This window comes from Streptomyces erythrochromogenes, assembly GCF_036170895.1.
In the GTDB taxonomy this organism is placed as follows: Bacteria; Actinomycetota; Actinomycetes; order Streptomycetales; family Streptomycetaceae; genus Streptomyces; species Streptomyces erythrochromogenes.
In genome coordinates this window covers 6650160-6675305 of the sequence record NZ_CP108036.1, presented here as the reverse complement: position 1 = coordinate 6675305, position 25146 = coordinate 6650160, and the positions used below count along the sequence as shown (strand labels likewise).

The 25146-nt window shown below is 70.0% G+C and carries 30 protein-coding genes; 6 read left to right on the top strand and 24 right to left on the bottom strand.

Annotated features, from left to right (window positions below):
• Positions 1-7: 7 nt before the first annotated feature.
• From glgX to OHA91_RS30565, 11 genes are all read right to left on the bottom strand, one after another.
• Complete coding sequence (gene glgX, locus OHA91_RS30615; protein WP_031154553.1) at positions 8-2155, bottom strand: glycogen debranching protein GlgX; 2148 nt, start codon at positions 2153-2155, stop codon at positions 8-10.
• Positions 2152-2496: an STAS domain-containing protein gene (locus OHA91_RS30610; protein ID WP_030656304.1), complete on the bottom strand. Its 345-nt coding sequence runs from the start codon at positions 2494-2496 to the stop codon at positions 2152-2154. Before OHA91_RS30610 ends, glgX begins: the two co-directional genes overlap by 4 nt.
• A gap of 37 nt (positions 2497-2533) precedes the next feature.
• Positions 2534-4357, bottom strand: a complete 1824-nt coding sequence (locus OHA91_RS30605) for an AGE family epimerase/isomerase (RefSeq protein WP_031154551.1) — start codon at positions 4355-4357, stop codon at positions 2534-2536.
• 1 nt (position 4358) lies between these two features.
• Complete coding sequence (locus OHA91_RS30600; RefSeq protein WP_266503090.1) at positions 4359-4808, bottom strand: VOC family protein; 450 nt, start codon at positions 4806-4808, stop codon at positions 4359-4361.
• Positions 4808-5446 carry a DJ-1/PfpI family protein gene (locus OHA91_RS30595; protein ID WP_031154547.1) on the bottom strand — a complete coding sequence of 213 codons (639 nt, stop codon included), beginning with the start codon at positions 5444-5446 and terminating at the stop codon, positions 4808-4810. The genes OHA91_RS30600 and OHA91_RS30595 overlap by 1 nt, the downstream gene beginning before the upstream one ends.
• Positions 5439-7058, bottom strand: coding sequence for a GMC family oxidoreductase (locus OHA91_RS30590; protein WP_266503086.1), 1620 nt, complete (start codon positions 7056-7058; stop codon positions 5439-5441). Before OHA91_RS30590 ends, OHA91_RS30595 begins: the two co-directional genes overlap by 8 nt.
• Positions 7059-7068: 10 nt before the next feature.
• A complete protein-coding gene (locus OHA91_RS30585; protein ID WP_031154543.1) occupies positions 7069-7440 on the bottom strand; it encodes a nuclear transport factor 2 family protein in 372 nt (123 codons plus the stop codon).
• 13 nt (positions 7441-7453) lie between these two features.
• Complete coding sequence (locus tag OHA91_RS30580) at positions 7454-7909, bottom strand: nuclear transport factor 2 family protein (RefSeq protein WP_031154541.1); 456 nt, start codon at positions 7907-7909, stop codon at positions 7454-7456.
• A gap of 22 nt (positions 7910-7931) precedes the next feature.
• A complete protein-coding gene (locus tag OHA91_RS30575) occupies positions 7932-8366 on the bottom strand; it encodes a nuclear transport factor 2 family protein (protein WP_030830307.1) in 435 nt (144 codons plus the stop codon).
• A gap of 78 nt (positions 8367-8444) precedes the next feature.
• Entirely contained in the window at positions 8445-10085 is a 1641-nt protein-coding gene (locus OHA91_RS30570) for a thiamine pyrophosphate-binding protein (RefSeq protein WP_031154538.1), read from the bottom strand.
• A 42-nt stretch (positions 10086-10127) separates the two neighbouring features.
• Complete coding sequence (locus OHA91_RS30565; protein WP_031154535.1) at positions 10128-10952, bottom strand: type 1 glutamine amidotransferase domain-containing protein; 825 nt, start codon at positions 10950-10952, stop codon at positions 10128-10130.
• A gap of 294 nt (positions 10953-11246) precedes the next feature.
• Here OHA91_RS30565 and OHA91_RS30560 point away from each other — a divergent pair, with 294 nt between their 5' ends.
• From OHA91_RS30560 to OHA91_RS30540, 5 genes are all read left to right on the top strand, one after another.
• Entirely contained in the window at positions 11247-11513 is a 267-nt protein-coding gene (locus OHA91_RS30560) for a UBP-type zinc finger domain-containing protein (RefSeq protein ID WP_031154533.1), read from the top strand.
• Complete coding sequence (locus OHA91_RS30555; protein ID WP_266503079.1) at positions 11510-13270, top strand: FAD-dependent oxidoreductase; 1761 nt, start codon at positions 11510-11512, stop codon at positions 13268-13270. The genes OHA91_RS30560 and OHA91_RS30555 overlap by 4 nt, the downstream gene beginning before the upstream one ends.
• A gap of 54 nt (positions 13271-13324) precedes the next feature.
• Entirely contained in the window at positions 13325-13834 is a 510-nt protein-coding gene (locus OHA91_RS30550; RefSeq protein WP_031154529.1) for a hypothetical protein, read from the top strand.
• A gap of 72 nt (positions 13835-13906) precedes the next feature.
• Positions 13907-14236 carry a putative quinol monooxygenase gene (locus OHA91_RS30545; protein ID WP_308289038.1) on the top strand — a complete coding sequence of 110 codons (330 nt, stop codon included), beginning with the start codon at positions 13907-13909 and terminating at the stop codon, positions 14234-14236.
• Positions 14233-14703 carry a group II truncated hemoglobin gene (locus OHA91_RS30540; protein ID WP_031154523.1) on the top strand — a complete coding sequence of 157 codons (471 nt, stop codon included), beginning with the start codon at positions 14233-14235 and terminating at the stop codon, positions 14701-14703. Before OHA91_RS30545 ends, OHA91_RS30540 begins: the two co-directional genes overlap by 4 nt.
• A gap of 89 nt (positions 14704-14792) precedes the next feature.
• Here the strand turns inward: OHA91_RS30540 and OHA91_RS30535 are convergent, their stop codons facing one another.
• The 5 genes from OHA91_RS30535 to rpe all read right to left on the bottom strand — a co-directional run bounded on the left by OHA91_RS30535 (position 14793) and on the right by rpe (position 18012).
• Positions 14793-15227 carry a barstar family protein gene (locus tag OHA91_RS30535; RefSeq protein ID WP_328740389.1) on the bottom strand — a complete coding sequence of 145 codons (435 nt, stop codon included), beginning with the start codon at positions 15225-15227 and terminating at the stop codon, positions 14793-14795.
• The gene (locus OHA91_RS30530) at positions 15224-15685 is read right to left on the bottom strand and encodes a ribonuclease domain-containing protein (RefSeq protein WP_031154518.1); all 462 of its coding nucleotides are present in this window, start codon (positions 15683-15685) and stop codon (positions 15224-15226) included. The genes OHA91_RS30535 and OHA91_RS30530 overlap by 4 nt, the downstream gene beginning before the upstream one ends.
• 49 nt (positions 15686-15734) lie before the next feature.
• Positions 15735-15956 carry a CarD family transcriptional regulator gene (locus tag OHA91_RS30525; protein ID WP_030841491.1) on the bottom strand — a complete coding sequence of 74 codons (222 nt, stop codon included), beginning with the start codon at positions 15954-15956 and terminating at the stop codon, positions 15735-15737.
• A 214-nt stretch (positions 15957-16170) separates the two neighbouring features.
• Positions 16171-17187, bottom strand: coding sequence for a sugar-binding transcriptional regulator (locus OHA91_RS30520; RefSeq protein ID WP_030841494.1), 1017 nt, complete (start codon positions 17185-17187; stop codon positions 16171-16173).
• A 138-nt stretch (positions 17188-17325) separates the two neighbouring features.
• Positions 17326-18012: a ribulose-phosphate 3-epimerase gene (gene rpe / locus OHA91_RS30515; protein WP_030036653.1), complete on the bottom strand. Its 687-nt coding sequence runs from the start codon at positions 18010-18012 to the stop codon at positions 17326-17328.
• Positions 18013-18144: 132 nt separating this feature from the next.
• Between rpe and OHA91_RS30510 the strand changes: the two genes are divergently transcribed.
• A complete protein-coding gene (locus OHA91_RS30510; protein ID WP_266503069.1) occupies positions 18145-19449 on the top strand; it encodes an MFS transporter in 1305 nt (434 codons plus the stop codon).
• Positions 19450-20541: 1092 nt separating this feature from the next.
• Here OHA91_RS30510 and OHA91_RS30505 read toward each other — a convergent pair.
• The 8 genes from OHA91_RS30505 to OHA91_RS30470 form a co-directional block, all read right to left on the bottom strand.
• On the bottom strand, positions 20542-20829 hold the full coding sequence (locus OHA91_RS30505; RefSeq protein ID WP_031150138.1) for a hypothetical protein: 288 nt from the start codon (positions 20827-20829) through the stop codon (positions 20542-20544).
• A 63-nt stretch (positions 20830-20892) separates the two neighbouring features.
• A complete protein-coding gene (locus tag OHA91_RS30500) occupies positions 20893-22320 on the bottom strand; it encodes a DUF6177 family protein (RefSeq protein ID WP_328740388.1) in 1428 nt (475 codons plus the stop codon).
• Between the two features lie 135 nt (positions 22321-22455).
• Positions 22456-23100 carry a hypothetical protein gene (locus OHA91_RS30495; protein ID WP_078959256.1) on the bottom strand — a complete coding sequence of 215 codons (645 nt, stop codon included), beginning with the start codon at positions 23098-23100 and terminating at the stop codon, positions 22456-22458.
• Between the two features lie 81 nt (positions 23101-23181).
• Complete coding sequence (locus OHA91_RS30490; RefSeq protein ID WP_051893117.1) at positions 23182-23616, bottom strand: hypothetical protein; 435 nt, start codon at positions 23614-23616, stop codon at positions 23182-23184.
• 78 nt (positions 23617-23694) lie between these two features.
• Complete coding sequence (locus tag OHA91_RS30485; protein WP_031150146.1) at positions 23695-23982, bottom strand: hypothetical protein; 288 nt, start codon at positions 23980-23982, stop codon at positions 23695-23697.
• A 51-nt stretch (positions 23983-24033) separates the two neighbouring features.
• Positions 24034-24267 (bottom strand): hypothetical protein, encoded by a 234-nt coding sequence (locus tag OHA91_RS30480; RefSeq protein ID WP_328740387.1) that lies wholly within the window; start codon positions 24265-24267, stop codon positions 24034-24036.
• Between the two features lie 81 nt (positions 24268-24348).
• On the bottom strand, positions 24349-24486 hold the full coding sequence (locus tag OHA91_RS30475) for a hypothetical protein (protein ID WP_158714766.1): 138 nt from the start codon (positions 24484-24486) through the stop codon (positions 24349-24351).
• Between the two features lie 46 nt (positions 24487-24532).
• Positions 24533-25120 (bottom strand): pentapeptide repeat-containing protein, encoded by a 588-nt coding sequence (locus tag OHA91_RS30470; RefSeq protein ID WP_245240085.1) that lies wholly within the window; start codon positions 25118-25120, stop codon positions 24533-24535.
• Between the last annotated feature and the right edge of the window lie 26 nt (positions 25121-25146).

Sequence of the window (25146 nt, the reverse complement as noted above, 5' to 3'; positions counted from 1 at the left end):
CCTTCGGTCAGGGCGTGTCGAATGCGTCGGGGTCGTTCGTGCGGCCCACGAGGATCACCACCGACCGCGGGCCGATCAGGTACTTGCCGGCGTTGTCCAGCTCCGGCTCGGTCCCCGGGGTGCGGATGTCGTGCGGTGCCTCGGCCCCGGTGTCGGCGAACAGGTGCCAGCTGCGTCCGCCGGGCAGGGCCGGCAGTTCCAGGTCGTGTGACTCCCAGTGCGAGTTCATGGCCACGTAGACCACGTCGTCGTCGCCGGCGCCGCAGCGGGCGACCGCCACCAGCCGGCTCTCCGCCGACCAGTCGGGCTGCCAGGCCCGCTCCCCGTGCCAGCTGATGTCCGGCAGGCCCAGGTTCTCGCGGACCCGTCCGGTGGGGTGGGAGGTGGAGCGCAGCTCGCGGTGGCGCTTTCGGAAGGCGATCATCTCGCGGGTGAAGCGGAGCAGTTCGGCGTTGTCGTCGACCTGGTCCCAATCGAACCAGGACAGTTCGTTGTCCTGGCAGTAGGTGTTGTTGTTGCCCTGCTGGGTCCTGCCGACCTCGTCGCCGGAGAGCAGCATCGGGATGCCCTGGCTGGTGAGGAGGATGGCGAGGGCGTTCTTCATCTGCCGGGTGCGCAGGGCGTTGATGTCCGGGTCGTCGGTGGGGCCCTCGGCGCCGCAGTTCCAGCTGTTGTTGTCGTTGGCGCCGTCGTTGTTGCCCTCGCCGTTGGCCTCGTTGTGCTTGTCGTTGTAGGAGACCAGGTCGGCGAGGGAGAAGCCGTCGTGCGCGGTCAGGAAGTTGACCGAGGCGGCGGTGCCGCGGCTGGAGTAGAGGTCGGGTGAGCCGGCGATGCGGGTGGCCAGTTCGCCGGTGACTCCGGGGTCGCCCTTGAGGAAGCGGCGTACGGTGTCGCGGTACTTGCCGTTCCACTCCGCCCAGCGGCCGTACGCCGGGAAGTTGCCGACCTCGTAGAGGCCGCCGGCGTCCCAGGCCTCGGCGATGAGCTTGGTGTGGCGCAGGACCGGGTCGTAGGCGAGCAGTTCCAGGAGCGGCGGGTTGGGCAGCGGGGTGCCGTCCAGGGACCGGCCGAGGATGGCGGCGAGGTCGAAGCGGAACCCGTCGATGTGGTAGTCCGCGACCCAGTGGCGCAGGCAGTCGAGGACGAAGTTGCGCACGACGGGGTGGTTGCAGTTGACGGTGTTCCCGGTGCCGCTGAAGTTGAAGTAGTACCCCTCGGGCGTGAGCATGTAGTAGGTGGCGTTGTCGAGCCCCTTGAAGGAGATCGTCGGCCCCTGCTCGTTGCCTTCGGCGGTGTGGTTGAAGACGACGTCGAGAATGACCTCGATGCCGGCCGCGTGCAGGTCCTTGATCAGGGTGCGGAACTCGTCGCCCTGCATCCCGTAGCGTCCGGTGGCCGCGTAGCCCGCCTTGGGCGCGAAGAAGGAGACCGTGTTGTAGCCCCAGTAGTCGAAGAGCTTCTCACCCGTCTCCGGGTTGGAGCGTGGGTTGTCGCTCTCGTCGAACTCGAACACGGGCAGCAGTTCGATGCAGTTGACCCCGAGCTCCTTCAGGTACGGGATCTTCTCGCGCAGCCCGGCGAACGTGCCGGGCGCGGTGACGCCCGAGTTGGGGTGCCGGGTGAAGCCGCGCACGTGGGCCTCGTAGACGACGAGGTCCTCGGCGGGGATGCCCAGCGGGGTGTCGTCGGCCCAGTCGAAGTCCTGGAGGCAGACGCGGGAGCGGTACTGGTAGCCGCGGCTGCGGTCCGGCTCCACGCCCCACACGTCACGGCCGGCGATCAGCCGGGCGTAGGGGTCGGAGAGGACCTGGCGGGCGTCGAAGCGGTGGCCGGTGACCGGGTCGTAGGGGCCGTCGGCCCGGTACCCGTACTCGATGTTCTCGTGGTCGAGGCCGAATACGGTCATGGCGAACACGCTGCCGGTGCGGAATTCCTCGGGGAACTCCAGTTCGGCCATCGGTTCGGGTTCTCCGCGCTTGTAGATGACCAGGGTCATGGAGGTGGCCTGGTCGGAGAAGACGGAGAAGCTGACCCCGCCGGGGACCACGTTGGCCCCGAAGGGGAACGGTTTGCCCGCGCGGACGCGGTACCCGCCCACCTCGTGGGTCGGGTACGCGTCGACGCGCAGGACCTGCTCGGACCGGGTCTCGCTCATCGCGCGGCCTTGGCCTTGGCGGCGGCCGCGGCGGCCTCGCCGGTCTCGAAGAAGTCGAGGAAGCCGGTGGCCGACATGACGAACCGGACTTCCTCGCTCACCCCGTAGAGGGTGACGGCCACGCCGGCGTGCTGGGCCTCGCGGTAGACGACGAGCAGGGTGCGCAGGCCCGCGCTGGAGACGTAGGTGACCGCGGTGAGGTCGATCCGCAGCGGCTTGCCCTCGCGGACCAGCGGCAGCAGGGACTGGAGCAGCGTGCCGGACGTCTCGCTGTTGATCTCGCCGGTGGCGACGAGCACGGTGCCCGTCTTGTTCCGGCGTTCCTTGACGTTGAGAGTCATTGCCTTCCCCTCTGTTTGGGGCGCCCCCCGTTGAGCGCTACTTCTTGGCCGTCGGCCGCAGCCGGACCTTGGCCTTGACCCGGCCCTGGACGTCGGGCAGGCGCACGGTGAGCGCCTCCGCGTCGAAGTCGGTGTAAGGCTTCTCGTCGATCTCCACGGACGCGATCCGCACCGAGCCGGCGGGCAGCAGGTCGGGCGAGACGCGCAGGATGCGGTCGGGCAGGCCGGTCGGGTCGGGCTGGAAGTGGAAGTCCATCTCCCGGCCGTTGATGAGCAGGTTGTTGTAGACGGCGGCGAGGTAGCAGAGCTCCGCCGAGTGGTACATGGACATCGAGTGGCTGCCCTTGAGCCGCTCGGTGCCGAGCAGGTACGGCGTACCGCTGGCGAGGACGTTGAAGTAGACGGCGCCCTCGTCGTGGTCGAGGAAGAAGGTGTTGTAGAAGGCCTGCGCCTGCCGGGCCTCGCGCTGGTTCGCGTCGCCGCCGACCGTGCCGTTCAGGATGAGGTAGGCGAGAATCGCCTGCTCCTGCTGCCACCAGGCCTTGCGGTCATGCCAGGCGAAACGATACGTCTCCTGATCGCCCTCCTTCACGCGCTCCACGACGTCGTACCAGCCGCCGCGCTGCACGTCGCTGCCGACGGCCGGCATGATCTCGCCGATCTTCCGGGCGAGCTCCTCGTACGCCGGCTTGGCCTTCAGCGAGTTCATCCGCATCAGGTTCCAGGCGATCTTCAGGTTGTGGCCGACGACCGCGCGGTCCTGCTGCCAGCTGTGCGCCTTGTCGTGGGACCAGTCGCGGAAGAAGCGCTCCTGGACGAAGGGGCTGTTCTTGTAGTCCGGGAACTTGTCCGCGATGGTGTCGAAGGTGTACTCCAGGAAGTCGGCGTACTTCTGGTCGCCCGTCGCCAGGTACAGGTTGATCAGGTAGGCGGGGGCGTGGTCGCCGACCGAGTTCCAGTTCTTGCGCTCGGCGTTCTCGCCGAGGGACTCGTGGTCCGCGCTGAAGAGGATCGGGTCGATGTGGGAGTAGTAGCCGCCCTGCTCCGGGTCGAAGAAGAACTTGTCGAACAGCCGGATCGTGGCGTCCGCGTCGTTCTTGATCCGGACGTCGCCGGTGATCCGGTAGGTCTGGACGGGGCCGGCCAGCGCGTAGATCTGCTCGTACATCGGGATCGCGTCGTAGTCGTCGGAGAACTCCGAGGTGAACAGCTTGCGCTCGCTGTCCCCGTCGACGCTGATGCCGTGGTACCAGAAGACCACGTCCTCCTCGCCGTCCACGACCCGCATGTGCTTGCGCAGGTACTCGGTGCCGCGCTCGGCGACCTCCAGGTACTCGTCCTTGCCGGTCAGCAGGTAGGCCGAGGCCATGCCGTAGACCAGGCGGGAGATCGTGTCGGTCTCCTGGACGTGGCTGGCGGTCTTGTCACCGCCGAGCCGGATCTCGGTGCGGTACTCGGTGAAGTCCACCGGGCCGTCGCCGAACTGCGCCCGCTTGTAGAAGTCGGCCAGCGACTCGATCTGCTTGATCCACCAGCTGCCCTCCTCGAAGCGGTAGTCCTCGGCGCCGCGGCCCAGGAACACCAGGCGCTTGGCGTCGAAGCGGCCGCCGTGCTCCGGGTAGTGGACGCCGTAGACGAAGAGGAACCGGCCCGGCGAGAGCATCTCGTCGATGTGCCCGGAGGCGTCGATGTAGGGCTCGTCCAGGTTGCGGACCAGTTCGGCGCTGGGGTCGCCGGCCAGCGAGACGTCGAACTCGCGACCGTCGGAGGTCTTCAGCCGCAGCAGGCGCGTACCGGAGTCGAAGCGGACGACGTAGCCCGCGATGGTGTCGGAGAAGGAGAAGCTCACGGCGTCCGCCATGTCATGCACCGTCCTTGTCGTGAGTGCTGTCGTCCTCGTATCCCTGGCTCACTTCGACGATCACCCCGTCGGGGTCGCGGACCCACACGGTCCGCCAGCCGCAGATGAAGTCGTCGAAGTCCAGCGGCCCCAGGGTCACTTCCGCCGCGTCGCCCAGCTCGGCCAGGAACGCGTCCACGCTGTCGGTCTGGAACGCCAGGTGGCGCATCCGTCCCGGGGCCTGCGGCCCGTCTCCCCCGGGCGCCGTGCCGGCCGGCTCGGTGCCCGCCGCGAAGAGCTCCAGGTACGCGTCCCCCTTGCGCAGGAACACGATCCGGGACTCCCCGAGGTCGACCACCCGGGCCCGGGAGAAGCCGAAGTACCTGGTGTAGAAGTCCTCGGTGGTCTTCTGGTCCACGCAGTTCAGGCCCACGTGCGACCAGACCATCGGCCGGTCCGCGGGGCCCGGCATCAGGGGGCACCTCCCAGCGGTGGCCGGGGGACGGTCCCCCGGCCCCGCCCGGCCGAGACCAGCTCGATGATCCGGCGGGCGAACAGGTGGTGGTGCGCCCCGGTGCGGCCGGTCACCAGGTCGCCGTCGACCACCACGTCCTCGTCGACGTACTCCCCGCCCATGTTGCGGACGTCGCCGATCAGGTTGTTGTGGCAGACCACCTTGCGGCCGCGGATCTTCCCGGGGATCGAGGACGCCAGCCACATGCCGTGGCAGATGATCCCCTTGAGGACCGTCGGCTCCTCGAAGGCCCGCCGCAGCAGCTCGGTCGCCGGTGCGAGGACGTCCACGTCCTCGGTGTAGCGCAGCCGGTCCGCCACCATGCCCGAGGGCACGACGATCGCCGCGTACCGGCGCAGCTCCTCGTCGCTCAGACCCTCCAGGGACCGGTTCACGGTGAAGGGCGCCCGGTACTCGTGGCCGGTGAAGGTGATGGAGTCGTTTCCCCACAGCCGGGTCAGGAAGTCGACCTCGGCGCCCTCCTCCGCGAACCGGTGCTGGTAGTAGAAGATCTCCGGCTCGTAGTAGTCGCTCTCGACCAGGACCGCGATCCGGGTCCCGGACAGGGCGCCCTCGCGCAGGACGGCATCAGGCACGGGAGGTCCCCCTCAGGAAGTCCGCCGCGCGCTCGGCGATCATCGCGATGGCGGTGTGGCAGTTGCCCGACGGGACCGCGGGCATCACGCTGGCGTCCACGACCCGCAGGTTGCGCACGCCGTGTACCCGCAGCTCGGGGTCGACGACGGCGAGGTCGTCGATGCCCATGCGGCAGGAGCCGGCCTGGTGGTGGTAGCTCTCCGACTTCTGCTTCACGAAGGTCCGCAGGTCGTCGTCGCTCACGTAGCCGGGGCCGGGCTGCAGCTCCTGCTTGTACCAGGGCGAGAACGCCGAGGTCGCGAAGATGTCCCGGGCGATCTTGACGCCCTGCACCATGCGTTCCAGGTCCCACCGGTCGCCCAGGTAGTTCGGGTTGATCAGCGGGTGGGCCAGCGGATCGGCGCTCGCCAGCCTGATCCAGCCGCGCGAGACCGGGCGTACGACACCGGGCAGGATGCTCACCGTGTTCGGGTGGTCCTTGCCGACGATCACGTCGAACGGCACGTGGACGAAGGCGATCTGCAGGTCGGGGGCGGGCAGACCCGGCTGTGAGGACAGGAACAGAGCGCTCTCCGACAGGTTCTGCGCCGGTGGCGGGAGCTCCTGGGTGACCTCGGCCATCAGCCCGGTCAGGACGTGGTTGTGGAAGTTCTCGCCGACCCCGGGCAGGGCCGCGGCGACCTCGATGCCGTGCTCGCGCAGCTGCTCGGGCCGGCCGATGCCGGAGAGCAGCAGCAGCTTCGGCGACTCGATCGCCCCGGCGGCCACGAGCACCTCGCGCCGTGCCCGTACGGTGTGCAGCCCGGGCGCCGCGACGCTGCTGTGGCCGTCCCGGACGGTCCGGCCGGGGACGTCACTGCCCGGAAGCGGGGCGGGGGGCTGGAGCTGGACGTACTCGACGCCCGTGCAGGTGTCCCCGTCGAGGAGCAGCCGGGTGCTCTGCGCGTTGGTGCGCAGGGTCAGGTTCGGCCGGTCGAGCGCGGGCTCCAGATAGGCGGCCAGGGCGCCCTGGCGGCGGCCGTCGGCGACGTCGATGTGGTGCCAGCCGGTGCCGAAGAGGCCGCGCCGGGGCCCGTCGGTGTTGAAGTCGGCGATCTCCTCGTGCCCCAGCTCGACGGCCGCGTCGATGAAGGCGCGGGAGACCGGGTTGGGGCCGTGCAGCCCGGCGTTGGTGACCCGTTGCGGGCCGCGGGTGCCGGTCGTGGCGGCGGTGACGTCCTCCTGGCCCTCCAGCAGGGCGAAGTACGGGAGCACGTCCTCGTACGCCCAGCCGGCCGCGCCCTGGTAGGCCCAGTTGTCGAAGTCCGAGGCGTGGCCCCGGATGTGCATCATGATGTAGAGGTTGCTGCTGCCGCCGGGGGCCTTGCCGCGCGGCTCGTAGGTGCGGCGGCCGTCGAGCCCGGGCTGCGGGGTGCTGGTGTAGCCCCAGTCCACGGGGCCGCCGAGGAGCTTGTACCAGGAGGACGGGTCGTCCACCTCGGGCGGGATCCGGGAGCCGCCCGCCTCCAGGACGAGGACGGAGACGTCCGGGTCCTCGGAGAGCCGGCCCGCCAGCACGCTGCCCGCGGTCCCCGATCCCACGACGATGTAGTCGTACTCTTCCACGCTCACCTCTGCCCCCTCAGTCCTGGCTCAGCACCTGGAAGGGGACCGTGTCGTGGTAGTTCGCCATGTAGGCGATCTTTCCGTCCACGATCCGGAAGAAGTTCATGACCTCGGCCTCGATGGGCTCTCCGGAGGCGCTGACCGCGGTCAGGTGGGAGACGGCCGCGGCCTTCTCACCGTCGACGAGGAAGTGCACGGGCTCGTTGTGGAAGACCCGGTACATCGTCCCCATGCCCTTCATCATCGACCGGAGCACCTCCAGGCCCTCGATGTGGCCGGCGAGCTGCTCGTCCATGACCTGGTCGTCGGCGAACAGGTCGCACCAGCGGTCCCAGTCCCCGGCGTTGGCGTACTCGTAGTACTTCTGCAGGATCTGTCGTGCGTCCATCGCGCTCATCCCCCTATCGGTCCCTGCGGGTTCCGTCCGGCGCGAACGGCGCCCAGAACTGGCTGAAGGCGGTCGCCGAGTCCCCGAAGAGCCCGTCGCGGCCCTCGACGATCCGGCCGCCCTGCCACCGCATGAAGTGGAAGACCGGGTAGTCCATCCGCTCGTACGGGGACCCGCTCGCGTCGGCGGCGCCGGCCCGCAGGGCGACGTTGCGGCACACGTCCGCCGAGCAGTCCTCGCCGACCAGCACCGCCTCCAGGTCCATCCGGAAGGTGCCGCCCGTGAGCTTGTGGGTCTGCCCCATCAGCTCCAGGAAGGCGTCCAGGCTCTCGTACCAGCCGGCCAGGGGGTGGTTGCCCGGCACCAGCCAGCGCAGGTCCTCGGAGTAGTACTCCAGGATCCGCGCCCGGTCGCCGGAGCCGAGGGCGGCGTAGGCCTCCCGTACCCGCTCCCGTGTCACTTCGGTCATCGTCGGTCCTCCTTCACCGCGGTCACAGGGAGCCGGAACCGGGCATCGGGGCCAGGTCGTTGACGGTGTACTGCTTGATCAGCGGTCCGTCGGGGCCGGCGACCACGGTCCAGGTCTGGTCGGCGTCGAAGCCCAGCCACTGGCTGCGGGCGGCGGGCGGGTCCCAGATCTTGGCCTGCCAGTTGACGAGGACCCGGACGACGGCGCGGTCGCCCTCGATGACGGGCTCCACCTTCGTGACCGTGTGCACCTCGTCGAAGAAGCGGTGGGTGACGGCCTCGTACCAGCGGCCGAACCCCTCGTGTCCGAGGAAGGTGTCCTCGGGGACCTTGAACTCCAGGTCCTCGGTGATCAGGGCGAGCACATCGGCCAGGCCCACGTGCTGGTCCAGCGCCACGTACCAGTTCTCGGCGAAACTGCGGATCGCGTCCTCGGTCAGCTGCCGCTCGGCGGGCATGCGGTCTCCTCCTGTTCCGTTTCCGTGCTGGGTGACTGGTCGGGTCGGGCAAGTCGGATCGGGCAGGCGGGTCTGCGGTCAGATCTGCACGTCGACGAGGAACGGTCCGGGGTGGGACAGCATCCGGCCCACCGCGGCGACCGCCTCGTCCGGCTTCTCCACGCGCATCCCGCCGGCGCCGAGCGAGCGGGCCAGCCCGGCGAAGTCGATCTCGGGGTGCGAGAGGTCGAAGGAGCCCGGGAAGCCGTGCTCAGGGATGTCCCGCTCCCGCCAGTACTGGGCGATGTTGTCGTCCAGCAGCCGGTACTTGCGGTTGTTGCAGACGACGAACTTGGCGTCGATGCCGTGCCGGGCCGCGGTCCACAGCGCCTGGTAGGTGTACATGGACCCGCCGTCGCCCGCGAAGCCCACGACGAGCCGGTCCGGGCGGGCCAGCTTGGCGCCGACCGCCCCCGGGAAGCCCACGCCGAGCGAACCGCCCCGGGTGAGGTGGTAGTCGCCGGGGCGCTCCGCCGGCAGGTACCGGGTGACCAGCGGCGAGGTGGTCAGCGCCTCGTCGAAGACGATCAGGTCCCCGCCGGTGCGCTCGGCCAGGGTCCGCAGGAAGACGGCCATCGGCGTGCCGTCGTCCTCGGCGGCCGCCCCCGCAGTCCGGGCCCGCTCCCGGGTCCGTACGTCGAGCCGGGCGGCCGCGGCGGCCCGCCGCTGCGGGGTCAGCTGCCGCTCCAGTACGCCGGCCAGCGCGCGCAGCGCCTGCCGCGGATCCGCGGCGAGGCCCAGGTCCACCGGGTGGTTCTTGGCGATCTCATAGGCGTTCAGGTCGATGTGGACGACCTTCGCGCCGGCCCGGAAGGGGCTCTCCAGCTCGGGGAACACCTCCGGGAAGACATAGGTGCCGACGATCAGCACCCCGTCGGCGTCCGCGACCAGCTCCTTGCTGTGCGGGCCGAACATGTGGCCGGTCTGGCCGCGCCGCAGCGGGTGCGAGGCCGCGATGTTCACCTCGGAGGAGTCGACCTCGTACACGTCGGCGCCCAGCAGCTCGGCGACGGCGACGAGCTCGCGCTGCGCCCCGGAGAGCGCCACCCCGTCCCCGACCAGGACGACCGGCCGCTCGGCGGAGGCGAGCAGTTCGGCCGCCCGGCCCACCGACGCCGGTGAGGGGGCCACGTCCGTGAGCGGGACCGTGGCCGGCAGGACGGGCTCGGAGTTGAGCTCGTCCAGCACGTCCATGGGCAGCGCGACGAACACGGGCCCGCGGGGCGGGGTGAGCGCGATCTTCACGGCCCGCCGGACGGTGCGGAGCACGGACCGCGGATCGGTGACGCGGGTCGCGTACTTGGTCACGGGCCTGGCCATCGCCACCAGGTCGGACGCCATCTGCGCGTCCATGGCGTCGTAGCGCACCCCGGCGTCGCCGGCGACGACGACGAGCGGGGTGTGGCCGCGCAGCGACTGGTAGAGCATCCCGATGCCGTTGCCGAGGCCCACCCCGGAGTGCAGTTGGAGCAGGGCCGCGCCGCCGGTCGCCCGGGCGTACCCGTCGGCGATGCCGGCGGCCACGGTCTCCTGGAGGGCGAGGACGTACCGGAAGTCCTCCGCCGCGTCCACCGCGTCGAGGAATCCCTGTTCCACCGTCCCCGGATTTCCGAACATCACATTCAGGCCGTCGGCCTTGAACTGCTCGATCAGCCTTTCCCGTCCGGGAGTGGCTTCCATGAATTCCCCCTCGCCTGTCCGATTTCCCGGCGGTTTCCGGGATTACCAGCCGAACCGGGTGAGCCCGTCCTCCAGGACTTCCACGATCTTCTGCCCCGTCAGATAGGAGTCGGGGGTGGAACGTCCCGTGACGAAGGGGAAGTCCACGATCACCGAGACCGGCTTGCCGAAGTTCCCGTGGTACGCGCCGCGCGGTCCCGTCGCGTCGCGCAGGATGTACTCCAGCGGATACGGCGGCGGGCCCATGTTGAAGTCGGTACCGAGGAATCCGGTGCCGTCCTTGTAGTCGTACTCCTTGCAGTGGCCGGTCACGTGCTTGCCCCAGATGATGCTCTTGCGGTCGTCCCAGTCCCGGGCGAAGGCCAGGCAGGCGACCCCGTAGCACTCGGCGGCCACGACCTTGCCGGCCTTCCGGAAGGCCAGGATCAGGGCGTGCACGCGCTCGTTGTTGGCGAGGTCGGCGATCGGTCCGCTGCCGCCGACGATGAGGATCGCGTCGTATCCGGCGATGTCGGCGTCGAGTGTGTCGAGATCGCGGTGGTACTGCTCCAGCTTGGGCAGGTAGGCCGCGTCGCTCGTGTACGGGCGCTCGGGCACCCACGCCTCGATGTCGAGCGGCGAGTCCAGCCGGCTCGACTGCTCGAACTCCCGCCCCAGCCGGGCGTTCTCCTCGGTGGTCACCGAGCGGCCGAGCGGGGGGTCGACGTAGTTCGCGTCGAGGCTCGGCGGAAGAGCGTGTGCACGCTTTCCGGTCGGCGTGGCGAATATGACCTCGTAACCCCGCTCGTCGAACTTCGAGACGGGGCCTATCAGTTCTTCGGCCCAGTAACCGTGTTCGGAGACAATGACCAGAATCTTTCTGCTCACGTATTCCTCCAGCGCCGCCTGTTGTCGTTGGCGTCCCCCACACTGGCCGGGCCCAGGGCCTTCGTCAAAGCGCTGGCATGCGACTTCGTGAGGTAGCCGGACAGCCGACCGGGGCACCTCAGGAAGTCGTTCGCGGACGTCATGAAGTAGTCGCAGGACTACGTGACTTCGGCCGAATCGGTGAACCATTTCGCAGGGCCCGTCCTAAGGTCTGGACGCGCCGTGAATCGCGGGCGCGCGGGCCGTGTTGCTGGGACGAGCATGAGCACGAGGAGAGGGACGGCGACGATGACGATGGACCTTTTGTGCACACACATCGATCAGATACGTCCGGTGAAGCCCACCGCGGTGGGCTGCGAGGAGTGCCTCGTCGCCGGCGACACGTGGGTGCACCTGAGGCTGTGCCTGAGCTGCGGACACGTCGGGTGCTGCGACTCGTCGAAGAACCGTCACGCCACCCGGCACTACCGGACCACCGAGCACCCGATCGCGGCCTCCCACGAGCCGGGCGAGGACTGGGCCTGGTGCTACGCCGACCAGCTGATGCTGGACCCGGCATGAGCACGGCCCGGGAGAGCTCCCCCGCACCCGCCTCGTCCGCCTCCCCGGCCTCGTCCGCGGCCGCCGCCTCGTCCGCTGCCGCCGCCGAGCGCGCGGAGAGCCGCAAGCCGGTGATCCTGGCCGTCGACGACGACCCGCAGGTGCTGCGCGCCGTCCGCCGCGACCTGCGCAGCGCCTACGGCGACCGCTACCGGGTCCTCGGCGCCTCCTCGGCCGCCGACGCCCTGAAGATCCTCGACTCCCTCGACGAGCGCGGCCACGACCCGGCGCTGTTCCTCGTGGACCAGCGCATGCCGGACGTGACCGGCGTGGAGTTCCTGCTGGAGGCCGTCAGCCGCTTCCCGGACGCCCGCCGGGTGCTGCTGACCGCGTACGCCGAGACCGACGCGGCGATCACCGCGATCAACCGGGTCCGGCTGGACTACTACCTGCTCAAGCCGTGGGACCCCCCGCACGAGCGGCTCTTCCCCGTCCTGGACGACCTGCTCTCGGACTGGCTGGCGACCTACCGCCCCGCCTACGACGGGATCATCGTCGCCGGCCACCTGGTCTCCCCCGGCACCCACGCCGTACGGGACTTCTTCACCCGCAACGGCCAGCCGTTCCGCTTCCTCAACGTCGAGCGGGACCCCGAGGCGCTGACCCTCATCGCCGCCCAGCCCGACGGCGCCCTGCCCCTGGTCCGCTTCCCGGACGGGGCGGTGCTCTCGGCACCGACCGACGCACAGCTCGCCCAGCGCCTGGGCCTGGCCACCACCGCCTCGCGCCCGCACTACGAGTGCGTCATCGTCGGCGCGGGCCCGGCGGGCCTCGCGGCCGGCGTCTACTCGGCCTCCGAGGGCCTGTCGACGCTGATGCTGGACTCCCGCGCCCCCGGCGGCCAGGCCGGCACCTCCAGCCTGATCGAGAACTACCTCGGCTTCCCCTCGGGCCTCTCGGGCGGCGACCTGACGCGCCGGGCGACCATCCAGGCCTCCCGGTTCGGCGCCGAGATCCTGCACCCGGTGGAGGTGGTCTCGCTGACCCGCGACGACCCGGCGAAGATCCTGACCCTCGCCGACGGCACGGAGATCTCCGCCGAGACGGTCCTGCTGGCGACCGGGGTCTCGTACAACCGGCTCGACGCTCCGGGCGCCGACCGCTTCGAGGGCGCCGGCCTCTACTACGGCGCGGCGACCACCGAGAGCTCGGCCTGCATCTCCCAGCACGTGTTCATCGTCGGCGGGGCCAACTCGGCCGGGCAGGCCGCCGTGCACTTCGCCAAGTACGCCGCCCGCGTGACCATCCTGGTCCGCGCGTCCTCCCTGGACGCGAGCATGTCCCGCTACCTCATCGACGAGATCGAGCGCACCCCGAACATCGAGGTCAAGGTGCGCACCACGGTGGTCCGGCTGGACGGCGAGGAACACCTCGAACGGCTGACCCTCCACGACGCGGAGACGGGCCGGGACACCGAGATCCCGGCGCGTTTCATGTTCACCTTCATCGGGGCCCGCCCGCACACCGACTGGCTCGCGGGCGTCGTCGAGCGCGACGAGTACGGCTTCGTCCTCACCGGCTCGGACCTGATCGCGAACGGCGGCGAGCTCCCCGCCGAATGGAGCCTGGAGCGCGCCCCCTACCCCCTGGAGACGAGCGTGCCCGGGGTCTTCGCGGCGGGCGACGTCCGCGCCCACTCGGTCAAGCGGGTGGCGTCGGGCGTGGGCGAGGGGGCGATGGCCGTCTCGCTGATCCACCGCTACCGCTCGATGGGCTGAGAGCGAACGCTGTGCCCTTGTGATCAAGGGCACAGCGGATGCAACGTTAATTACATGATTACAGCCGAACAGAGCGAACAGCTCCGCGCGTGGTTCGCCGAGCGCCTGCCGGTGGACGTCTACGAGTCCCTCGACTCGGTCACCGCAGACCGCGAGGAGATCACGGTCGTCGGCGTCATCCCGGCGACCGAATCGGTCCAACAGTTCCGCGAACGCACCCGCGAACAGCGCATCGAAGTGGCCCGCGAGGCCGAGGAGCTCTACCGCCGCAAGGTCGCCTGGGGCGTACGGGTGGGTGACGAGACGACCCTCTTCACCCACCTCGCCGTCCCCGTCATGACCCGCCTGCGCCAGTCCGAACGCCAGGTCCTCGACACCCTGGTCGCCGGCGGCGTCGCCCGCAGCCGGGCCGACGCACTGGCCTGGTGCGTCCGCCTCGTCGGACGCAACACCGACAGCTGGCTGACGGAACTGCGCGACTCCCTGGACCAGGTCGGCCGGGTCCGCGCGCAGGGTCCCGACGTCTCCGGCACCACCGACTCCATGAAGTCCGGGTCCGAATGACGAATCCGCCCCACGGCGCCGTGTGATCGCGTAAGGCTGGCCGAGACCTACACCCAGGGAGAGGTACGCACCATGACGACCACCGTCGAATACATCCGCTACCGGATCGCATTGGACGACCAGCAGGCCTTCGAGGACGCGTACGCCCGGGCGGCCGAGTCCCTGGCCGCCTCGCCCGAGTGCATCGACTACGAACTCGCCCGGTGCGAGGAGGAGAAGGAGCGCTACATCCTCCGGATCCGCTGGACCTCGATCGAGGCCCACCTGGGCGGCTTCCGCAAGGGGGAGCAGTTCCCGGCCTTCTTCGCCGCGATCCGCCCGTACGTGAACGCCATCGAGGAGATGCAGCACTACCTCGTGACGGGCGTCGTGGGCACGGGAAAGGGCGCCGGACAGCGATGAGCACCACACCCACCATCTACGAGTGGATGGGCGGGGCGGAGGCGATGAACCGCCTCACCGACGCCTTCTACGCCCACGCCCTACAGGACGAGATCCTGGCACCGGTCTTCGCGGGCATGGACTCGGAGCACCCGCAGCACGTCGCGGTCTGGCTGTCGGAGGTCTTCGGCGGCCCGGCGGACTACACCGACCACCACGGCGGCCACCAGCACATGGCCACCAAGCACCTGGGCCGGGCGATCACCGAGAAGCAGCGCCGCCGCTGGGTGGACCTGCTCATGGACACGGCCGACGAGGTGGGCCTCCCGACGGACCCGGAGTTCCGCGGGGTCTTCGCCTACTACATCGAGTGGGGCACCCGCATGGCCCTGATCTACTCGGGCCCCAACCCGCCGCCCGTCGACGCGGCCAAGATCCCGGTCTGGTCCTGGGGCCAGACCCCGCCCTGGATCCCGAAGACGGACTGACAACGACGGAACCGGGTGGCTCCGGACCACCCGGTTCCGCCGTCTCGGCCCCGCACCGTCCCGCTACGCCGACGCACGCGGCCCGCCCTTCAGCCCCGCCGGCGTCTGAGGCGCGGGGCCCGGGACGGAACCCCGGCAGCCGGCCCGCGCTCGGGCACGGGCTCCGCCAGCACCACGGTGAGCCCCGGCTCCTGCTCCCGCCAGAAGTCCACGGCCTCTTCGAGCACCTCCACGAACGTCTCCCACTCCGAAGGCCTCGCCCCGGCGTACCCGCTCCAGGACGTGACGGCGACCAGCCGCCCCGCCGCCGCCCCGGCATCCGGCAACCAGGACAGGTCCTGCAGGACATCGGCCAGCGCGTCCCAGTTCCCGCCGAACCACTCCGGCAGCCGCAAGGCCTCCCCGCACCGCCTCATCAGCCCCGCCTTGCCCCGTACGCCGTCCAGGTCCAGCCGTACGGTCGTCCAGCCCGCGGCCTCGGCGGCGGCGAGCGCAGGGGCGAGCGGCTGCGGATGCAGGGTCATCGGAGAACCGCCTTGAAGGTCTGGTAGTGGTCGTCCGTGTAGTAGAACTCCCCGCCCTCACCCGTCACGATCCGCCGGGCCCCGCGGTCCCGCTCCCCCGGCGTGCGCACCGTGAACTCGTGGTAGTAGCCGCGCTTCTGGCGCGGCAGGACCTTCTCGAAGTTCCCGAAGGCGGTGCCGTCCTGCCGGTACGGGTACGGGCCGCCCTTGTCGATCAGCGCGAGGACGTCCTGCGCCTGCCGCGGCAGCGCATCGGCGCGCACGACGGCCATCCCCCGCGCCCAGCCCGGAACCGCATCGGGTGCGGCGCTGGGAGCCGCACTGAGCTCGGCGCTGCCGCTGGCGACGGCGGGGCCGGGTTTCTGCGCACCACAGCCCGCCGTCGCGACGAGCGCGACACAGAGGAACACGGCCCCCAGTGAACACAGCAACCATCGGGGCACGTTCCGGAAGATCATGCGCCGATGGTGCCAAATATCCGATTCGCCCGCGAATCGCTCGGTCGCGTCAGAGCGCGGCCATCTTGCTGTAGGGACTCAGGATGCGCTTCTGGACCGAACCGAAGTCGACGAGAACGGCGATCCCCTCCTCGATTCCGACGACACGGCCGAGGCCGTGCTCGTCGTGAGTGACCCGATCGCCGACGCTGAACTGCCGGATGGGCTGCTCCACGGGGGCTTTGAACGGGCTGGACGGCAAATGGCGGCGAGGAACTGCTGATTTTGTCATTGGATTCAGTATGCGCCCCGCGGGCCGCCGCGCGGCGGCCCTTCGGATCTCGATCCGGGCACCATCCGCATCAGCGGCACCCCCGAGCCGGTGTCCGTCCGGGCCGAACCCGCTCCGAACCCCCTCTGCGGGGCACAGGAGCCGCCCGACGCATCGCGGGCCCGCCCGGGCCCGCACTACTCCGTACGCGGCACAGCAGCCCCGTACCGGGGTCCTACAGGTCGTCGGGGTCGGCCCGGTCCAGCGCCGGCCGCAGCCCCGGAGCCGACTCGGTCAGCAGGTAGTCGGCGACCGCCGTGTCCGTGACCAGGCTGGTCACCAGCCCCGACCGCAGCACCGCGCCGATCGCGGAGGCCTTGCGCAGCCCGCCGGCAATCGCCACGACCTCGGGGATCCGGCGCAGCCGGTCCGCCTCGACCGTGATGCACCGCTCGCCGAGGTCCCGGCCGACCCGCCGGCCCTCGGCGTCGAAGAGGTGGGCGGACATCTCGGCCGCGACGCCCAGCGAGGCGTAGTGGGCCCGCTCCTCGTCCGTCAGCATGTCGTGGACGGTCGAGATGCCCGGCTCCCACGAGCCGATGGAGACGGCCGCGACCGTCACCTTGTCGAAGTAGTCGAAGGCGCGGGCGATCCCCGTCTGGCTGCGCAGCGCGGCCGCGGTCGCCGGGTCGGGCAGCAGCATGGGCGCGTAGATCGGGTGCGCGTCGCCGCCCGAGACCTGCGCGGCCCTGCGTACGGCCTCGACCGACCCGCGCTCCGCGGTCCCCGCGTCGTACACCCCGGTCAGCTGGACCACGGTGCACTGCGGCAGACGGTGCAGGGAAGCGGCCATGTGGATGGTCGACCGGCCCCACGCGAGGCCCAGGACGTCACCCTCGCTGACGAGTTCGCCCAGCAGGTCGGCGGCGACGGCGCCCAGGTTCTCCGGGTCCGGGGCGTCCTCGGTGGCGTCGGCGGGCGACTCCACCACGACGGCGTGCCGGAGCCCGTACCGGGCCCGGAGCGCGTCCGACCGCTCCGCGTCGAGTTCGGCCGGGACCCGGATCTCGATCCGTACGAGGTCGCGTTCGAGGGCGGTCTCCAGGACCCGGGCCACCTTGAAGCGGCTCACGCCGAACTCCTCGGCGATCTGGATCTTGGACTTGCCCTCCAGGTAGAAGCGGCGGGCCATGGCCGCCGCCTGCACCAGCTCCGCGGGTCCCATCCGCAGGGCTGACCGTCCCGCCGACATTGCAGACACCGCGTTCTCCTCACTGCTGTTCACACTCTCGTGTTCACACTCTCGACTCGCCGTTCATCCTGTCAGATCCGACGGCCGTTGATCAGCCTGGACAGCTCCCGTTCACCGAGCTGTTCATCAACCCTTGGCTCAGTGGTCGCAAGCCCACGGCGCCGCCGCGATCGCCGCACCCGCCTGGTCACGCAGCGTGCGGACGGCGGCCGCCGGATCGACCGCCCCGTAGACCGCGCTGCCCGCCACGAAGACGTCCGCGCCGGCCTCGGCGCAGCGCTCGATGGTCGAGGCCGAAACCCCGCCGTCGACCTGGAGCCACAGCTCCAGACCGTGCTTGGCGATCAGCTCCCGGGTACGGCGGATCTTGGGGAGCATGATGTCGAGAAAGGGCTGGCCGCCGAAGCCCGGCTCGACCGTCATGATCAGCAGCATGTCGAGCTCGGGGAGGATGTCCTCGTACTGCTCGATCGGCGTGGCGGGCTTGAGCGCCATGGAGGCCCGCGCCCCCTTCGCCCGGATCTCCCGCGCGAGGCGCACGGGCGCCGCCGCGGCCTCGGCGTGGAAGGTGACCGAGCCCGCGCCCGCCTCCACGTACTGCGGGGCCCAGCGGTCCGGGTTCTCGATCATCAGGTGCAGGTCCAGCGGGATGTCCGTGGCACGGCTCAGGGACTCCACCACCGGCATGCCGAGAGTGAGGTTCGGGACGAAGTGGTTGTCCATGACGTCGACATGCAGCCAGTCGGCTCCCTCGACGGCCTTCGCCTCCTCGGCGAGACGGGCGAAGTCGGCGGACAGGATGCTGGGATAGATCTGAGCGGCCATGCCCCAAGCCTGCCATGCCTGCGGCCGGTTCCGGCCACGACCCCGCAAGTCAGGGTTCGCGCAGCAACGCTAAAGCAATGACGGAGAACATTTAACTTGTTCTTATAGATCAGCTTCGACACGGTTCTGTGCATGACATCCTCGCCACGCCGGCGCCCGGAGCGCCGCTCGCGGACCCTCCGGACGACGCCCGAACCCACCCCGGGAGGCGCCACCGCCCCCTCCGCCACCGGCTCCCCCTGGCGCGATCAGGACTTCCGCACCCTCTTCGGCGCCGCCGCCCTCAACCAGCTCGGCACCAACACCGGTCACGTGGCCGTGCCCCTGCTCGCCCTCACCGCCCTCGACGCCGGCCCCGCCCAGGTCGGCACCCTCGCCGCACTCTCCACGCTCGCCTTCCTGCTGATCGGCCTGCCCGCCGGCGCCTGGGTCGACCGCCTGCGCACCCGCGGCGTCCTCGTCGCCGCCGACCTCGCCCGGGCGGCGCTCTTCGCCTCCTTACCGCTCGCGTGGTGGCTGGACGTCCTCACCCTGGGGCAGCTCTACGCCGTGGTCCTGCTGGCCGGCTGCGCCACCGTCTTCTCCGACGTCGGCTCGCAGAGCGTCCTGCCGCAGCTGGTCGGCCGGGAGGGGCTGGTACGGGCGAACACCGCCATGGTGACCCTCATGGCCGCCGCCAACATCGCCGGCCGCGGAGCCGGCGGTGCCCTCGTCGCCGCCCTCACCGCCCCGTTCGCGCTGGCCTGCTCCTCGGCGGCATACCTCGCCTCCGCGCTCCGGCTGACCGCGATCCGCTCCACCCCCGCTCCGGCGCCGGCCGCCCGAACCCCGCTCACGGCCCAGATCCGGGAGGGGCTGCAACACGTACTGGGCCACCCCGAGCTGCGCGCCCTGACGCTGGCCGCCACCCTGAACAACCTGGGCGGCGCGGTGCTGGGCACCATGCTCCCGGTGCTCTTCGTCCGCGAGCTCGGCCTGTCCCCCGCCTCGCTGGGCCTGTTCTGGGCGGCCGGCGGCGTGGGCCTGCTCCTGGGAGCCCGCCTGGCCCGTCCCTTCGCGGCGCGCGTGGGCTACGGGCGCGCCCTGCTGCTGAGCCTGACCCCGGCGGCCCTGCTGGTGCCGCTGCTCGACCGCGGCCCGTGGCTCTGGCTCGCGGGCGGCGCCTGGCTTCTGACCATGATGAAGATCGGCTCGGACAACGTCCTGGGGGTCAGCCTCCGCCAGCACCTCACCCCGGACCCCCTCATGGGCCGCATGAACGCCACCTTCCGCTTCACCCTGACCGGAGCCCTGGCCCTGGGCTCCGCCACCTCGGGCCTCCTCGCGGAACTCACCACCCTCCACACCACCCTCTGGACGGGAGCCACCCTCCTGGCCCTGTCCTGGACCCCGGTGGCACTCTCACCGCTGACGCGGCGGCGGGGGGTGGGCGGGTGAGGGTGGACTGTACGGGGTGGTGTGGCGGGAGCGGGGTCTGCGCGGGGCGGCATCAGAGCTGTCTTGGGGGTTTCCCGTCAGTCCCATCGTCTCTCCGGTTCGTGCCGGTCCCTCAAGGGCGCTCCCTCCGGTCGCGTCGCTACGCGATGGCCTACGGCCACCCTTGACCGACCGTCCCGCCCCGGAAATCCGAAAGACTGCCGGGAAGCCCCCAAAGGAACGGGCCGGGCGATCGACAGAGAGACGGCCGCATCAGTGATGGGCGGGGGGTCAAGGGAGCGCGTCTAATCGCTACGCGCTCCTGCCGGAAGGCGTCTGCCAGCCTCTTGGGCTGGACATAAGCCGCCCTCGATCGCTACGCGCTTCTCCGAGACCGCGTCCGCCCCTTGCTGGGGGCTGGGAGGGGCGGATTGGAGGGCAGGAGGGCGAACGGCTCAGCCGAAGCCAACCCCCATCAAGCCCGAGGTGGCATCCCACTTGCCCACCCAAACAGGAGCAATTGGGGCAATCGGACGGCTCTCCGAGGCCTCCATCCACCCACACCTGGATTGGCATCGCCTCAGCCGTCGTCTGGCGCTTTTCCTCCCCCAACCGTCCTCGGACGCCGTGCATGAGGAGCGAATCGGGCCTCTGCGGCTTATGACCAGCCCCAGACGGACTGCGGACGCGTGATCGAGAAGCGCGTAGCGATCGATGGCGGCCTATGTCCAGCCCCTGACAGCTCGCAGACGCCATCCTGGCGAAGCGCGTAGCGATTTGGGGCGCACCGGGCTCCCGCCCGGGCCTCTCCGACGCCCCGATGGCGTCTTGATCCCCCGGCCCGTCCCTTTGGGGGCTTCCCGGCAGTCTTTCGGATTTCCGGGGCGGGACGGGCGGTCAAGGGTGGAGCGCAGCGACATCGCGAAGCGACGCGACCGAAGGGAGCGCCCTTGAGGGACCGGCACGAACCGGAGAGACGATGGGACTGACGGGAAACCCCCAAGACAGCTCTGATGCCGCCCCGCCGAAACCCTGCCGCCCCACACCACCACCCCGCACACGTCAGACCCCGCCCCGCACCTCCCCACCCCGCCCCGCACCTCCTCCGCGCCGTCATCCCGGCGGCATCGGCTGCTGTGGAGCGCCCTCGAACAGGTAGGCATACATGGCTCGAAGGTAGGTCTTCAGGCTTTCACCATCAGGGAATTCGATATCGGTCAGCCGCTCGTATTCGGCTGGACCGAATGAATCGTCCGTGACGATCTGCTCGAATCCCGTGCGGATCAACTCCACATAGGAGTCGTTGAAGCTCAGCAAAGTGGACCTCAGACGGCCATCAACATAGTAGCCCTGCTCAATGTTCAGCTGAGCTCTGAAGAAGTTCCTGAAATGCAGATCCATGGAAATCTCTCACCACGAATAACGGCCGGGGTGTGTACCTGCGCCGGCCGCCGTCATCGCCTGTCAGGCGGGCGGCGCGCCGCGCAGGTGGCGCAGCAGCCCCTCCAGCGCGGTCCAGCTCTCGGCGGTCTCGGCGTCGCCCAGTGCGTAGTAGAAGCCCGGCCGGGCGCTCGGGCCCAGTTGTACCGGGCGTTCCTTGAGCGGCGTCCTGCTCGCGGTGTCCCGCCCCGCCTCCTGGACCTCCGCGGGGCCGAGTACGAAGGCGTACGGCAGCGGCGGGTGCTCGTAGTGGGGCGGGGCGCTCAGGTCCCGGCGGGCTTCGCGCAGCTGGCACAGCATGGTCGTGAGCCCGTACCGGGTCACCAACTCCTCTGCCAGCCCCGGAAGGGCCTCAAACGGTATCTCCTCGCCCGGGCCGTAGCCCACGGTGAGGGTGATGTCCTCCTCCACTCCCTCCGAGGTGCGGATCACGCGGAGTGTCGCGACGGCGGGCCGGTCCGGTGTGCCGACGACAACGGTCCAGGTGGAGCGCGGGGCGCGTTCGTACGCCAGCTCGGTCAGCTGGCGCCGCGACCACGTCAGGCCTGCGGGCTCCGAGGTCCCCCAGCCGGCCGGCAGGCCGCCCGTCAGTGCCTGCCAGGCGGCTTCGAGCGCGCCGCCGAGGACGAGGTCCGCGGTGGGGCGGTGCAGGGTACGGAAGGAGACGCTGAGCTGACGCTCACCAGTGGGTGCGGTCTCCGTGAAGGCGTCCGCGACCGGGGTCTCGCCGTTCTCGCCGCGGTCCGGGGCGAAGGCTTCGTCCTGCCAGGTGAGTACGGCGCCGGTGAGGCCGTCGTAGTAGCCGCACCGCTCGTCCTGCACGACCCACCGGGCGGGCATGGACTGCAGCAGGAGACGGGTGGGCGTGGACAGCCGGCAGTGCGGCGGGGTGACGATCTGCAGGGAGCGGTCGCTCTCCACGGTGGCCCGCAGCACCTCGGAGAGCCAGCTCGTCATGGGGACGACGGGGCGGTCCTGGAGGACGACGGCGGCCTTGTCTGTGAGCATGTCCACGGCCGGCTGGGCGGCGGCGGGCGCCGGTACGGCGGTGATGCCCGAGACGTCGACCGGGCGGGCCGCGCCGACGGTGCCCGGGGCGTCCGGCGGCCAGACCCGGCCGCCCAGGAGCATGGTCAGCCGGGCTGCGAAGGCTCCGGCGAGCTGCTCGGCCTGCGGCATGCCCGCGGCGGCTCGCGCCTCGACCCACCACACCGGGCCGTCGCCCGACAGCTCGGCTCCGGGCCCCAGCAGCCGGACCGCCTCGCCCGGCACCTGGAGCATCAGCGGGACCTCGATCGAGACGAGCGGCCGACCCTCGGCGTCGCACAGCTGGACCACGGCGCCCTCTCCGGCAGACTCGATCAGCAGGTCCGGTCCGCCCGCGAGCAGGCCCGCCAGGACGCTCAGCGCGTCCGGCATCCGCTCGGTGAGCGCGATCACGTCCTTGGTCATGCCGTGTTCCTTGTCGTCATATCTCTCAGTGCGTTTCTGTCAGTGCTTCGCGGGCTTTCCGCGCGCAAGGGTTCCTCTCCGAAGGCCAACAGGTCGGCATGGACCGGACCCTGCTCTCGCTGAATCGGCCGCCCGCTAGCACGGCGCCGCATCGGTGAGGTCCGGTCCGAGCCCGTCGATGAGGTCGGGAGTCCCGAGTCCGTAACCCTCGGCCCGCCCGTAGTAGGTCGGTTCGCCGGGCTCTGCGGCGACGCCGAGCACCTGGTCGAGTTCCCGCAGGGCGGAAGCGAGGCGCGGCGCATTGTTTGCGTGAATGATCGGCTGCGGCTCGCCGCGGAAATCACACTGACCCCAGACGTCGTGGAAAACGGAGAGTTCAGCCCAGGTACCCAACTCATTGGAATTCACCAAAAGTTCCACCAGACGGTGTTCCTCGTGCCGCACTCCGTTCGCGTCGAACCAGGCACCCGAACCCAGCACGAGGATTCCGCCGATGTCCGCCTGCGGATTGCCCGTCGGTCGACAGGCGCGGAGCCGATCGGGCAACGCCGGATCGGCGAGCGGGCGAGCGCGGATGTTCAGCCGGCAGCTCACGCCGAGGACGCCCTTGCCGGCGATGGACCAGTCCCACTCGAGTGAGTCAGGCGCCAACAGGGCGTGCGCCTCCAGCACCGCACTCATGCGCCCGGCGATCTCGAGCACGGACTCCAGGCCGGGCTGCGCTACGTCGTCCAGATCCCAGGTCCACGAGCCACTCTCCTTGGGCGCGCGCATCAGCATGCTCGGCGAACTCTCCTGTGTGGGTGCAGCATCGCTGCTGAAGTGGGGCGGCGGGTTGACCGCGGGCGTCGTATGACCGGTTCAAGCGGCGAGCAGCGCCGTGGCTCGACGGAAGAGGTCGTCGTCCTCCAACTCCACGCGCTCCGTTTCGATGTCGGTGACCATCCGCCGCAGAACCTTCGTCCATTCAGCGATGAACTCCCGTACGGGAACGACAACATCGCCCCGTTCGGCCAGCAGCGACTCGTAGCTGCCGAGGATGCTGTGCCAGCGCGCCCGGATCCTCAGCGAATCGCCCTCGCGCACGACGCTCCACTCGGCCGAGAACGTGTCCGACCCCCAGAAGACCTCGGCGTCCGAGAAGCCCGGCCGCCGGATCTCCTCGAGCAGGGGCACCAGGTCGTCGAGAAGGACGGACAGGTCGTGGCCGTACGACAGCCGGACCGCCACCAGATTCCAGACGAGAATGGCGTCCTCACACTCAACGGGGTACATCTCACAGACCGCGTCGGCCATGTCGGCGGCCGAGCCGCACCCCCGAACGGCCGGACAGCCCGCCTGGATCGAAAGGCTCACCGTCGTACCACCGCGCGGTCACCCCGGGGGCATCGGCTGCTCCGGCCCACCATGGAACAGGTAGTCGTACATCGCCCGGAGGTAGGCATCCAGAGTCTCCTGGTCGGGGAATTCGATATCGCTCAGCCGCTCGTATTCGGCAGGCCCGAAGGAATCGTCTGCCAAAACCTGGTCGAAACCCGATCGAACCGCTTCGACGAACGGTTCATTGAATCCGAACAGTGTGGGTCTGAGGTAGCCGCTCGTGTCATATCCTTCCACGAGGTCGAGATATCTCCCGACGAAGCGCTCGAACCGCTCGTCCATTCACACCTTCCCGGCTGCGGATCGTCCTGGAAATCACACTGGCCCCAGCCGTCATGGAAAACAGTCAGTTCGGCCGCGCGAATTTTCAGCTGGCAGCTCGCATTGAGGACGCCCTTTCCGGTGATGCACCAACCCACTCAAGTGAGTCAGGCGCCACAGGGCGTGCGCCTCCAGCACCGCACTCATGCGTCCGGCGATCTCGAGCATGGACTCCAGGCCGGGCTCCGCGACGTCGTCCAGGTCCCAGGTCCACGAGCCGATCTCCTCGGGCGCGCGCATCAGCATGGTCGGCAAACTCTCCTGCGTAGGTGCAGCATCGCTGCGGAAGTGCGGCGGCGGGTTCACCGCGGGTGTCGTGTGGCCGGTTCAAGCGGCGAGCAGCGCCTTGGCGCGACGGAAGAGGTTGTCGTCCTCCAGCTCCACGCTTTCCGCCTCGATGTCGGTGGCCAAGCCGCACTTCCTGCCCTGGCCCTCCAATGAACAGCGAACCCGAACGAACCACATCGACAAACGGTTCACTGAATCCCGGTCCACAGGAGGGTGCGTTGATCTACTGCGGGGAACTTCCCGGAGCGAGGACTTGGACCTTCCCGCCGCGCTCGCCGATCCACGTCTCCAGTTCCGCGCCGCCCACTTCTCGGGACGATTCGCCACTGAAGACGGAGATCGGCCCGAAAACGCTGCCCGTCAGGCCGCGCAACACCGTGGTGTCGTCGACTGAGACCTTGAAGGTGTTCTGGAACAGGACCGCGTCGGTCAGATCCGCTCCCCTCATGTCCACCCCATGGAGAGATGCACCCATGATGCGCGTTCCCCTGAAGCTCGCTCGTGACGCATCGACCCCGTGCAATGAAGCGTTGACCATGTCGGCACCATCGAGCCGTGCCGACCTGAGCACGGCCCTGTCGAGGTTCGCCCTGACCAGGTCGGCACCGGTCAGATCCGCGCCCGTGAGGTCGGCCGACTGAAGGTCGGCGCGGTAGAGAACCGCTCCCACAAGCCGCACGCCCGCCAGGATGGAGTCTGTGAACCACGAGCTCGAAAAGTCTCCACCCGACAGGTCGGAACCTCGGAAGTCGAGCTCGACGCCGAAGAGGCTGAAGCCGTCCTCGGTGAGCCATTCCTGCAGCCGGCCCATGGCCTCGGGGTCCGCCGGAAGCGTCT